The 11,872-nt window shown below is 37.0% G+C and carries 12 protein-coding genes; 3 read left to right on the forward strand and 9 right to left on the reverse strand.

Features of this window, described 5'->3' with window-relative positions; translation table 11 throughout:
- Positions 1 to 113: 113 nt before the first annotated feature.
- The 4 genes from GY23_RS05900 to GY23_RS05915 form a co-directional block, all read right to left on the reverse strand.
- Entirely contained in the window at positions 114 to 455 is a 342-nt protein-coding gene (locus GY23_RS05900) for a hypothetical protein (protein ID WP_161487575.1), read from the reverse strand.
- 64 nt (positions 456 to 519) lie between these two features.
- On the reverse strand, positions 520 to 1,488 hold the full coding sequence (locus GY23_RS05905; RefSeq protein WP_245827594.1) for a polysaccharide deacetylase family protein: 969 nt from the start codon (positions 1,486 to 1,488) through the stop codon (positions 520 to 522).
- A 103-nt stretch (positions 1,489 to 1,591) separates the two neighbouring features.
- Positions 1,592 to 2,371 (reverse strand): transposase, encoded by a 780-nt coding sequence (locus tag GY23_RS05910; RefSeq protein WP_075618304.1) that lies wholly within the window; start codon positions 2,369 to 2,371, stop codon positions 1,592 to 1,594.
- Positions 2,372 to 2,627: 256 nt separating this feature from the next.
- A complete protein-coding gene (locus GY23_RS05915) occupies positions 2,628 to 4,022 on the reverse strand; it encodes a purine-cytosine permease family protein (protein ID WP_075618305.1) in 1,395 nt (464 codons plus the stop codon).
- Positions 4,023 to 4,832: 810 nt separating this feature from the next.
- Here GY23_RS05915 and GY23_RS05920 point away from each other — a divergent pair.
- Positions 4,833 to 5,081 carry a hypothetical protein gene (locus tag GY23_RS05920; RefSeq protein ID WP_075618306.1) on the forward strand — a complete coding sequence of 83 codons (249 nt, stop codon included), beginning with the start codon at positions 4,833 to 4,835 and terminating at the stop codon, positions 5,079 to 5,081.
- A gap of 337 nt (positions 5,082 to 5,418) precedes the next feature.
- Here GY23_RS05920 and GY23_RS05925 read toward each other — a convergent pair whose 3' ends face one another.
- Both GY23_RS05925 and GY23_RS05930 read right to left on the reverse strand, forming a co-directional pair.
- Positions 5,419 to 5,700 (reverse strand): hypothetical protein, encoded by a 282-nt coding sequence (locus tag GY23_RS05925; RefSeq protein ID WP_075618307.1) that lies wholly within the window; start codon positions 5,698 to 5,700, stop codon positions 5,419 to 5,421.
- Between the two features lie 480 nt (positions 5,701 to 6,180).
- A complete protein-coding gene (locus GY23_RS05930) occupies positions 6,181 to 6,681 on the reverse strand; it encodes a competence protein ComK (protein WP_075618308.1) in 501 nt (166 codons plus the stop codon).
- Between the two features lie 288 nt (positions 6,682 to 6,969).
- Between GY23_RS05930 and GY23_RS05935 the strand changes: the two genes are divergently transcribed.
- Positions 6,970 to 7,458 carry a sigma-70 family RNA polymerase sigma factor gene (locus tag GY23_RS05935; protein ID WP_075618929.1) on the forward strand — a complete coding sequence of 163 codons (489 nt, stop codon included), beginning with the start codon at positions 6,970 to 6,972 and terminating at the stop codon, positions 7,456 to 7,458.
- Between the two features lie 196 nt (positions 7,459 to 7,654).
- Here the strand turns inward: GY23_RS05935 and GY23_RS05940 are convergent, their stop codons facing one another.
- Positions 7,655 to 8,503, reverse strand: a complete 849-nt coding sequence (locus tag GY23_RS05940; RefSeq protein WP_245827595.1) for a sensor histidine kinase — start codon at positions 8,501 to 8,503, stop codon at positions 7,655 to 7,657.
- Positions 8,504 to 9,369: 866 nt separating this feature from the next.
- Here GY23_RS05940 and GY23_RS05945 point away from each other — a divergent pair.
- Positions 9,370 to 10,818 carry an S-layer homology domain-containing protein gene (locus GY23_RS05945; RefSeq protein WP_075618310.1) on the forward strand — a complete coding sequence of 483 codons (1,449 nt, stop codon included), beginning with the start codon at positions 9,370 to 9,372 and terminating at the stop codon, positions 10,816 to 10,818.
- Positions 10,819 to 11,193: 375 nt separating this feature from the next.
- On the opposite strand, the gene GY23_RS19030 is transcribed toward GY23_RS05945, so the two are convergent.
- Both GY23_RS19030 and GY23_RS05950 read right to left on the reverse strand, forming a co-directional pair.
- Positions 11,194 to 11,352, reverse strand: coding sequence for a DUF7713 domain-containing protein (locus GY23_RS19030; RefSeq protein ID WP_425434982.1), 159 nt, complete (start codon positions 11,350 to 11,352; stop codon positions 11,194 to 11,196).
- A gap of 113 nt (positions 11,353 to 11,465) precedes the next feature.
- Positions 11,466 to 11,762: a recombinase family protein gene (locus GY23_RS05950; RefSeq protein ID WP_075618311.1), complete on the reverse strand. Its 297-nt coding sequence runs from the start codon at positions 11,760 to 11,762 to the stop codon at positions 11,466 to 11,468.
- Positions 11,763 to 11,872: the final 110 nt, after the last annotated feature.

Below are 11,872 nucleotides of genomic sequence, written 5' to 3' on the forward strand. Positions count from 1 at the left end.
CTGTCACTCAAAATTCCTTCTTGTAAATCCCGAGTAATAATTACGTGGCCATCTTCAAAGGTGGTAGTACCTGAAAATTCATGAACATGCCCATCTACAAAACTAGAGGTTCCCTAATAATAATGAACGTGGCCCATCATGTTATAGGCTGGTGAGGTTTCTCCCTGCACTGTATGAGAAAGGCCATCATTGATTGTTGTTTGCGTGGAATATTGGTGAATATGAACACCTTGGTTGTTCAATCTCATTCCCAAAATTTCATGTCCATGCACAAAATCCCCTCCTTTTTTACGTGCCATATATATGTTTATGTAACCTTCATCTTTTTCGTCACATGAACTTTTGGAATAAGGTAAGGGATGTCCAGATATCTGAACTGCTTCCTTGGGTGGCACCCAACCTATATCTTTATACATATAGAAGAATCCAACAATTGTATCGGTTATTGGATTCATGAAATTCTATATGCAGCTATATCTGTCAAAAGAAAAAGAAGCAAGAGAACCGTCCCCTTGCTTCCTAAATTCGTTTTTCACTCATAAGTTCGCTGACGGTACCTAGTTGGTATCCTTTTTCATGAATACCATTGATCATCATCTTCAGCCCCTCGGCGGTAGGTTTTGTAGGATGCATAAGAACCATTGAGCCATTTCCCACTCCTGTCACAACTCGCCTAACCATTTCTGATGTCGATGGTTTTTTCCAATCAACCGTATCGACCGTCCATAGAATGGTTTTCATGCCGAGTTCATTGGCAACATGAATCGTTTCCTGATTAAAACTTCCGCTTGGCGGAGCAAACCAGATCGGTTTCAGACCAAGTGTTTCTTCAATAACATCATTCGTTTTTTTCAATTCCTCCATTGTCTCATCCCTAGAACGTTGTTTAAGATTAGGATGACTGTACGCATGGTTTCCGATTTCATGTCCCGCTAGATTAATCATTGTAACTAAATCCGGGTTTTTTTTAACCCAACTGCCATCAAAAAAGAAGGTAGCCTTGACTTTTGACTCATTCAGAACTTCTAGGATGTCTGGGATGTATTCGTTGCCCCACGCAACATTTATTAATAAAGCGACCATAGGTTTTTCAGGGTTTCCTTTATAAATAGGTGATGGGGGTAAGTCTTCCAAATGAACTTTTGGTGAAACCTCTTTATAAACCAGCTGATTGGTTTTAAAATCGTTACCTGCCAACATCTTTCGGTAACTTGCTTCGATATCAACTAGTAATCCGTTATAGCCTGGAATTGCTTTCCATACTCTATCAACAGTTGCATCAATTGGTTTTATATCATGCTCCTCTGCATATGATTGAATCTTCCTATGTAAATCTTCATTTTCTACATTCTTTTGTGGTGCCAGTGTTGTAATGGAATCCCCTGAGATCTCCATTGGTTTCGTCGTGGATGAACCTTTCAAATTCCCTAGATTCAACATAACCGCACTAATCAATAACACGCTAAGTATTAGAAATGTATTTTTCACGTTATCCTCCTAAAATGCAATTGTATTCATCATAATCTCCCCCAATTTTGATTTTCAATACAAAAAAAGAAGCAGAGGGACGGTTCTCTTGCTTCCCACTTGCCTATGCCTTAAATATAAGGTTTGGTGAAAAACCCAAAATTCTTGCAGCTTGACGTTGTGATAATCCATTGATTAATTTTACTTGCCGCAACACTTCATTTCTTTTCACCTTAGATAAACTCTTAACTTGTGCAATCTCAATCGTGCCAAGCAACTGTCTAATTTCTTGCCGTGCCTCCTGATCTGATAATCTTTTTCTTTCATTTACTCGATCATCTAGACATTGATCATTACTTTTTCTTTCATTAAATTCTTTAAATCTATCTTTAGCAATCGATGTATCCTCAGAAATCAGCCTAAAAATATAATCAGCATCCAGTAAACCCCTAAGATGTACATGTTTACCGTAGTACTCTCGACAACTACTCCATCTCCATTCATCCGCTCGATTGACGATTCCCGCTTTTACTGGATTTTGGTGGATATATCTGATGACCGTTAGTAAATATCTACGCGTTTCTACATTTTCACTTCTAAACCGATCCTGAAATAGATGACCAGTTGTGCTGTACTTCCAGTTATAGAACCAGACAAAACTCACACCTATACGTTTCATTGTAATTGAAATTGGTTCATTGCCTTCTTTTATAAGAAGATGTACATGATTATTCATTAAACACCAAGCAAATACTTTCATTTCTGATAACCTTTTATATTTTTCGATAATCTCGAGAAACCTTACACAGTCCTCATCATCGTGAAATATCTCCTGCTTATTGGCACCTCTCAACATAATGTGATAGATTCCATTTTTACTGCTTACCCTAGCTACCCGAGGCATCTTGATCACCACTTTGAACTGGATTTTTCTTTCTCATTTTCATTGGCTCCTTACGAAATCTGAATTATCAACAAAAAAATTGGGAATAAAAGTTAAATAAAACCGGGAGTGGGAGGGAAATGACATTAGGAAAAAAAGGGGGGATCATTCTATGTTTTATTCCACATCTAAATCGGTAATCCTTCAAAACCTACTGATAAATTCAATAAAACAAATAAAAAAAAGAAGCAAGAGAACCGTCCCCTTGCTTCCTTCATCATGCAATATAATCCTCTTCTGGTATGTCATCTGGATCCTTTTTAACATAGTACTTCCCTTTTGTTGTAATCGCTATAATAACAGTGAGGATCGCTGCTAGAATTGCTGCAAAAAATGCGGCTGTGCTTTGTAAAAATGGACCCATGTATCCCAAGGCCGCAATCGTGCCTAAACCACTTGCTACAATTAAAGGAACGACTCCAACTGGATTCCATCTATACAGATTCTCTTGTCTTGCTTCAAAATAACGTGGACCAATCTTTAATAGTTTTTTCACGATTAAAGCGTCAGTCACTAAAATGGCTGCCCAAGTTAACAAAAAGACTCCCTGGAACGTCATGGCAGTATCTAAATGATTCACGATGCCACCTAGCATCAATATCATCGATACTACACCAGCCACTACAACCCAAAATCGTCTGCCTGGTTTGAATCTAAAAACATTTTCAAAGAAATTGGAAAGTGACAGGGAACTACTGTATATATTCGTGATATTAATTCGGATTTGAGTCAGCATTGTAAACAATACGCCCCCAAGACCTAAGAGTAAAACAATGTAAATGCCCGGATTTGACTCTCCTATACGAACCCCAAACCATATTCCAAGGCCGCCCATGACACCAAAACAAAAAATTTGCGGAATAAATCCGATTGCTAAAGATCCGATTTTAAGATCTTTTGGTTTAAGGAAACGTGCATAATCTGATGCAAGGAGAGCTGTTAAGCCCATTATTCCGTGTTGCATACCGATACAAAGCAGCAAAGCAGAACCACCAGCTTGTACCCCTTCAGGCATATAAGTCCAAAAACTTCCCTCATATATTGATGGTTTGTTGAGCGCAACTAAAATAGCTGATATTAAAAAAATACCGAATAACGGTAAGGACCATTTTTGCAATTTATCTAGTTGCTTAATACCAAACCAATTTAATGGAATAACGATTGTTCCAAAAATAATAATTAAAATCCACATGGGGATGGATGGGAAGTATGCTTTGATAGCGGATACTAATATCATGCCTTCAAATGCACAATACATAATAAAATTAGATGCGTAAATTAATGAGGTTAAAGAAGCGCCTATGTAGCCAAATCCCCCTCTAGATAACAAGTTTACGTTCATGCCAGATTTAGCAGACAAATATACAATGATTGTGCCCAGAATACCTGCAACAATGATTGCATAAATGGCTGAGATGATGGCATTTATAGCACCAAATTGAAGCGCCATAACACTGCCCATTTGAAAGTAAAAAATGGCTGTGGCGATTCCAAAAGTAATATTGGTAATACTCAACCAACCCATAGTCCTTTTTGGACGTGGGATCCTATCTAATGAATAATCATCATTCATTCCTTCTACTATGTGATCTGCTACTTGGCCAGATCTCATACATATCAACTTCCTTTCTATGTGTGAAACTTCAAATTTTATTCCTGCCTTTTGTGGGAGAATTCAAAATTTTGTAAAACCCAATAGTTAATAAAACAAACAAATCAAAAAAAAAAATCTCATGGTTCTTATTTGGTTGGAATAACTGCTAATAAAGATGTGTATCATGGGTAACTTATTAGTCAGGTCTGTTAGTGAAAACACGTTTGTCAATATGGTTTTTCACTTATTAAATGATAAACAATTTAATGGTCATTTATCGGAGCTCATTGCGATGGTCTAAATCTGGGTGGATAAAGTGGGTTTGGAAAGGCCATTCATTTCTTTCTCCAAAAGGACAGGAAAACAGGTAAACCCTGACTTAATCGAGCTGAGCATGTTGATAATTACAACAACAGTCTACCCATTAAGTGGTTACTTGCATAACTATTATAACATACTTGGCTTTATTTTTTTGTGTAGCCATTTGTGCCCATAAACACGATGAGTTCATCTCTGATTGGTTGTCTGAAAATGGCATTCTTTCTTATTACACAGGTACTTGCAAACAAGACCTATGCTCAATCAATCGCATTCGTTGGATTTGAGTTCTATCTGGCTTCGCTTCTGCCCACTCTCCTATTTGTGCACCTAAAATGGACGTACAACTAAAGTAAGCTGCCGTAGATGCGATTTCGGCTGCCTTTTGCTTATTTTAAGTTGGAAATGATTTTCTCCACAAAACTTGTTGCAATCAAAAGCGTTCTATAAGCCCACCCCTTATGTTCGAAGCTCCCATATGTTAAAAGGAAAGAAAAAAGGAGTGATCGAATGGTTAGACCATTTCAAGGAAGAGAGTTTGAGCATGAAAGAGATTTTCGTCATGAAAGAGAGCATCGTCATGAAAGTCCCAACTTTCATTTTGGACACCAGATATATCCAATTTATCAATACCCTTATTATCCGTATCCTTATTATCCGTATCCATATCCATATTGGAATCAAGGGCATTCATACCCATATGGACATCAAGGGTATCCCATGCATCATGATCATATGGGGCATCAAGGACATTACTAAAAACCAGGACTTACGATTATTTAGCAGTCTCATAAATAAACACAGAGTAGGGGTACCTTTACAAAGGCTACCCCTACTCTTAATCATACATAGCCCATTCTGGAAGCTTTACCATACGTTTTTCGAATTTTATGTAGACAAGCTTTAAACAACTTTCACTTTTCTCACAACGTACGGAATAAAATAGTTCAACTCGTTTTCTTTCATTAATACTAGGACTAGAATCTACAAAAATGCTGGTCTAAGAATCAAGGCACGTTTTTAAAAATTATGCAGACGTTATAGTTAATAATCCGAATAGGTTTTTGCACAGGTTACTGTTTTTTAACACCGTAGTTTAATCGCTTTTTCTATCTACTCTCTTCTCGATCATTAAAGATCTTGTACCTTTCAGAATTCGAGCTCTTTTATAAGGTGGTTCATAGGCGTATACCTTAAATAAGGTGTGATCAATTGCATCTACAAATGCTTGGTCGACAAATGTAAAGTCTTTTTGTTTGTGTACTCCTTTGACAGTATGATCCACGATGAATACAACTTCATGTCGGTTTTGAAGATATTTTGCCGGACCTATTGAGTCCTCATTTAACCCCATTATTAGATGAATATTTAACCTCATAGTATCGATATCACTCCTTTATTAAAAGATTTATTTTCTTACTGGCTATGTACTTTCCTTCCATCCGAATTCATTTTAGTATCAACCTTATTTCGACAAATATCTGGAAAATCCTTTAGAAAACAAATAAATTGTAAATTTTATCCCATTAAAAAAGGCAGTCGAAGATGCAATTCTGGCTGCCTTTTTCTTTCATTATTTTAGTTGTTAACCCTAACATTTATCACGTGCGAAGTTCTTAGAGAAATTTGTATTTCTATTCGGACACTAGCACGTGATCTCAGAATTGTTTCATTGGGTCGCACTTGAAAATCAATCGATATTCTCTATTTATACACTTATAATTCTATGCATATCAGGATTGTGTTGAATTTTTGGATTTTACAATTGTAGTTATATCGTTTACACACGCCAGGGACCTGTTTTTAACAAGGAGATCTCATTTTTTATTTATTTCATGTTCAATTAAAGTTGATGACCTTATTCCAAGTTTAGTACAGTACGAGATTTTTCAATGTAGATTTTTTTGCGATGCATCGACCGATATGCTTCCATCGTAGAATATAACCTCTGTTGTTGTTTTGTTATCACTTTTTTGGAAACATTGACTTGAATGGTATAACCATTGCTGAAAATGATTTCCGATACGTTAGGACTCAACGCATTAATCTGGTAATGGTGATTGAATAGCCAGACACATTCCGCTTGTAAATGCGAAATAGTTGGAACTGCCCCCACCGTATCCGGAATTATCAGAAGAGGTGTTTTATGCCGATATTCCATAAACTTTTGAATCGCCTGTATACGACCATCAAACGTTGAAGCATAGCGAATACATGCCTCTTCCAATAAGGATCTTATCGACATCTTTGAATAATATACCCCATGCATCGTTCCGATTCGACTCTGGAAGCCATCCACAAAAACGGGTTCCAATGTCAATGTATCTTCATTGATATAATACGAATCACACTGCAACATATATTCTCCCTTTCGATCTCCCTTGACATAATTCTACTAAATAATACTTAAATTGTAAACTTATAATCCGAATAATCAGTTTATATTAAGAGTTTTTTTAAAAATTTTTAAACTTGTTGGCACTTTGAAGTTTACTAGAAGGAAACGTCTTCTTTTACTAGCTCGAAACATGGCGTTTCTCCCCCTCAAACGTCATGTTTCGTCATTCGAACGCATCAGGTACATGTCGTACAATGACGTCACCTAGGAATAACTCTGATGTGCACATTGGCAAGGCAGCAGCTTAAAATGGAGATTTTCGAACAGTTATTGGATCAGTATGAACCGATGATTTATTCGTGTATGCGGAAATTGCACATCTATAAAAATCAAGATTTATTTGCTCAAGTTGGGAGAGTAGGACTTTGGCATGCTTGGCAGCGCTATGATGAATCAAAAGGCGATTTTGCACCTTTTGCTTATCGTAGTATTTATGGGAGCTTGCTGGATGAACTGAAAAAAGCATCGAAAGAAGAGAACCATATTCCAACTGAACATCAGATACTTGAACTTATAGCAAATCCTCAGATGAGCCATTCCGATTGGTCCGAGGGGGTATTGGTGGCACTAAGCCAATTAAACAGGAAAGAAAAGCAATTGATCCAGCTGTTGTTCATTGATTGCTGTTCATTAGATGAAGTGGCGCTTCATGTCGGGATCAGCAAAGCTGGGGTTAAAAAAAGAAGAGAACGTACATTGGAAAAACTGAAACATATTTTGTTGGAGACGAAGAAGTAGTAGAAATTATCTTGGTAAACAAAGGTTGAGTTTACCTCTCTTACAATGGAATAAATATAGGCTGAGGATTCAATTTCAGCCTATTTTTATTCTATATACCATTTCTTTGTAATGGACAATAGCTTCAAGGTGAGATTAAGTACCTGGTTCTCCAGTGGAATTGTAGTTAATGATCGGAACAACCGTTTAGGAATTTTTAGGAATTCATGGGAAACCGTACAGTCACAGTAGTACCTTGATTCACCGCACTCTGAAACCGGATTGTTCCTTTATATTTTTCAACAATGTTAAAGCAGATCATGAGCCCGAGTCCGGTCCCTTTCGTTTTTAATGAGTAAAATGGAGTACCCAAGGCCTGTACCTGTTCTTCGGACATGCCAAATCCTGCATCAATTACTTTTATTTCAATTTCATTGTTTTTTTCTTCTGCTCTGATTACGACAGAATCATCTTTTGTAGAAACTTCAATGGCATTTTTCACTAAGTTCATGAATAATTGCTTAAATTCTATGGTATTGGCCGCTATGTATAGGTCTTCGTCCACTTGCAAGAGGATCTTATTTTGATGGAAAAGTCCATAGGACATGAGCAAACCTGTCACACTTTGCAAGGCATCGCGGACATTTACGGTTTCCATATGTTGATGCTCATCCGGTTTTGCTATAGACAAAAATTGGGATAAGACATGTTCCGCCGTCTTCAGCTCATCAATCATCAAAGTTAAGTGCATTTTCCCTTCCTTGCTGAATGAGTTGTTACTATCATAAAACTGCAATAGACCCTTTACGACCGTCAACGGATTTCGTATTTCATGTGCGACTGCGGCTGCTAATTGGCCGGTTGTTTTCAGTTTCTCTGATTGCTGCAACTTTTCAAAAAACATTTGCTGTTTTTTGATCCTTTCAGAAGTTAAATGGAAAATGAAATAAAGGATGACTTGGGTTCCCATGAAATTGTTGACATTCCCGAATAAGTCCTGCTTGATATGCGCAAAATCATTCCCCTGGTCAAAGAACAGAATATAAATGAACGTCGAAGTGATCAATAGTATATTAAAAACAAAAGAGAAATAAAACAGCTTCGAATCGAAAAACAAGATTGAAAACGCCGGAATAAAACAGAGCAACGTAAAAGAAGACCATGTATCAGGATATAAAAAGAAAAGCATATATAAGTAAATAGAGGCAATGGTAATAATGAGCTTTCTAAAAAAGTGGTTTTCATACCTCGGATAGATAAACAAACTCGTTGACAATAATAAGACTACTACACATTGAAAAATGAATCCGAGGTCTGTCCCTCCAGATCTCGGATTGAAGAACAAAAGTCCAATCACCATCAGCACGGTGGAAACAAATGCGGTGAGGTAATATAATTTTTGGTTTCTATCTTGTTTAAAATACTTCACGGTCACACACCTTTTGTAATCATAAATTCCTCAATTATTCTATTATACTCGCTTTGACACTTTCTGACTATATAGAAAATTCAAATATAGGAAACTGGAACTATTTCAGGTTTTGATATTCTCCGATTCGTATCTCACATCTGGGCCGAATTCCCCTCCTCAACACTACTAAATGATCTGCAAAGACTGGCGAAGTGAAATTATAGCCTACTTCGATCGTCTATTTTCACCGGGAGGAAAGTGGCAGAATTATAGGACAGCATTCATTTGAATGTTGTCCCCCCCCTCCTAATTCGAATGATACAGAGCACCGTAATATCGTGCATAATCAGTCGCTCTAATTGCAGCTGGAGGATAGTAGCTTTCATTAATACATAGTTAATAGTTTCTTATACTGACTCCTGTTTTTCATAGTATCTTAGAACTACATATAGTAAAATTCTCAGAGAAGGTATTATTTCCCTATTAATTCCGTTAATCTAAATAAAAAGGGGGAATCGACATTGAAAAAATTATTGATAAGTGGTTTAGTTGCTTTAAGTTTCGCACTCACTACGACAACATTCGCTGAAGCGAATGAATTCACAGATGTACCCAAGACACATCCAAACTATGAACATATTCACTATTTATTTAATGAAGGCGTAATAAAAGGTATCGATAAAGACAGCTTTGAACCTGATTTAAACCTTACACGAGGACAAGCAGCACTTATGTTAGCTCGTGCTTTCGATTTAGACCTTACACCTCGTGAGACAGTTTTTAAAGATGTTAATAAAAATTTATCTGGGGCTGTTCAATCAGCGTTTGAAGCAAAGATTATTAATGGAAAAAGTGCGACTTCATTTGAGCCAGATGCCAAAATTACTCGAGAGCAAATGGCCATGTTATTGGCAAGAGCATTCAAGCTTGAAGAAGAATCGGCAAAAGAATTTAGTGATGTCGGGATGCAGACTACAGCCTATACGGCAGTGAGAAAAATTCATGCATTTGGGATAACAGGTGGAGTGGATGAAAATCACTTTAATCCTACAGGCCTCGTTTCACGAAAACATTTCTCAGCATTTCTTGCCAGGGGATTGAACGAAGATCTTAGACTCAACACATCAAGTTGTGGATATGATAAAAATTCACGACTCAACCCTAATCGTCAAACACTCAATTGTATGATTACGAATGAAGCTCGTAACGCTAATGGAATCATTCCTCCTGAAATTGTTAAAGGAATTGTTAACGTTGAGAATGGTGAATGGAAACATTTTACATCTAATGGTGAACCTATTATTTCTTTTGATGGCGGAATCGGGTTGATGCAAATTACTAACTTACAAGATTATGATGTAGAGAAATTAAAATACGACATTGAATACAATATTGAAGTCGCAATTGATATGCTTCTCTATCATTTTAAACGGTCAGACTTACCAAAAATAGGTGCTCATGATCCGAAACAATTGGAAAGTTGGTATTTTGCGGTTATGGCTTATAACGGGACTAAATCAGTAAATAGTCCTTTCTACAAAACGACTGGTGAACCTAATCCAACTGCTTATCAAGAAAAAGTATTCTCGGCTATCAATACTTCTAGCCAATTAGCAACAAATATTCCAGCGATTCAAATGTCTTTAAAAGACTTTACCTATGGTTCAGAAACGAATGAAAGAATTATTTTTAATCAACTTAAATTTACAATGAGTTCGGATGGGACTCTTACGAAAGACCGATACAAAACAGGTGACCGATCAAAGATGGTTAATACTCGTCTTCGTGAAAAACCAAGTACTTCCTCTTTAAAAACAGAGGTACCGGTTGGAACGCCAATTAAAATAATTGGTGGTCCATTATATGACTTCTCATCAACTGCCCCAAATAACTTTATTTGGTATCCAGTTGAAATAGTGATTAACGGGAAAAAAAATTATCTATATGCTCCTTCACAAAGCATAGAATAATAGAATCGAGCCAATAGTTAATGAAACTAATAAATCTAACAAAAAGAGCGTTACACTTCGATAAGTTTTGAAGTGTAACGCTCTTTTTGAATAGCTTACATTTGATGGATTCGGCTGAAGATTCCGTCCATAAGAGTCCGTTTAGTCCTTACTTCAAGAAAGACAAACGGACGGCTAAACAAATCGAACAGACCTATCGGTTGGCAGGCTTCACGATTTCCAATCTTCCTTGCTCACCATCATCGCTGAAGAACGGCGTTTGACAGCAGGAAAGTAAGAATGGTTCTACCTGCAATTCGTGGAGGAGAATCTTTACACAGTTACCTGTTTTATGACGGGATATTAATTAAAATGAGAAACGTCATTTCGCTAACGCTATTCCTCATCTTTCCACTCAATTTCATCGGTTATATCCACTGCCTCGACCTTTAACTCAAACCCTTTAAAGGACCTCAACATCTTCACGATTTCCTCCCATGTATAAGGCTTTCCATCCAAAACCAGAACCGGGTGCCGTCTTCTTCCCTGCTTGATTCAACTATTCCTACCAATCGTTCTTTCTTCAGAGAATGATATTGGTTATCTATATTTCTGTTGTTTCTAACAGCCAATTAATTAAACAGTAATTTACTAATCGTTCAAATAAATCAAGAATTGTATGGTCTATTAATGATAGTGTCCCATAATTTATTCGGAGAATGCCCTTCATGTACATGATTATTTCTAGATTTATAAATCATTCCAATGAAAGATCTCCTGTCCAAAGTTGTATTTCCCTTTCCAGTCTTTAAGCCATCTCTCATTAAATCTTTAGCAATACTTGGACATCCGTTCCCACCTAAAATCTCCCGGAAAATTCTTCTTCCCACTTCTGCCTGTTCATCGTCAACAACAATTCCCCCATCTTCAGTCGTGTCATATCCCAGGAAAAACGTGGTCGGCATATGAACATTTCATTGTTGGAACCGCTTCTGCACGCCCCATTTCGTATTTTCACTCACAGAACGACTTTCTTCTTGCGCAAATGGTAGATAGAATGGTTAAGAAAAGCTCT

Source organism: Paenisporosarcina indica, assembly GCF_001939075.1.
GTDB classification, from domain to species: Bacteria; Bacillota; Bacilli; order Bacillales_A; family Planococcaceae; genus Paenisporosarcina; species Paenisporosarcina indica.

What these genes read in the sequence shown, in the direction of transcription:
- GY23_RS05920 (WP_075618306.1), top strand. Translation starts at nt 4,833, where the DNA reads ATGGTTAGACCATTTCAAGGAAGAGAGTTTGAGCATGAAAGAGATTTT.
- GY23_RS05900 (WP_161487575.1), bottom strand. Translation starts at nt 455, where the DNA reads ATGAATCCAATAACCGATACAATTGTTGGATTCTTCTATATGTATAAA.
- GY23_RS05950 (WP_075618311.1), bottom strand. Translation starts at nt 11,762, where the DNA reads ATGCCGACCACGTTTTTCCTGGGATATGACACGACTGAAGATGGGGGA.
- GY23_RS05910 (WP_075618304.1), bottom strand. Translation starts at nt 2,371, where the DNA reads ATGCCTCGGGTAGCTAGGGTAAGCAGTAAAAATGGAATCTATCACATT.
- GY23_RS05925 (WP_075618307.1), bottom strand. Translation starts at nt 5,700, where the DNA reads ATGAGGTTAAATATTCATCTAATAATGGGGTTAAATGAGGACTCAATA.
- GY23_RS05915 (WP_075618305.1), bottom strand. Translation starts at nt 4,022, where the DNA reads ATGAGATCTGGCCAAGTAGCAGATCACATAGTAGAAGGAATGAATGAT.
- GY23_RS05935 (WP_075618929.1), top strand. Translation starts at nt 6,970, where the DNA reads ATGGAGATTTTCGAACAGTTATTGGATCAGTATGAACCGATGATTTAT.
- GY23_RS05930 (WP_075618308.1), bottom strand. Translation starts at nt 6,681, where the DNA reads ATGTTGCAGTGTGATTCGTATTATATCAATGAAGATACATTGACATTG.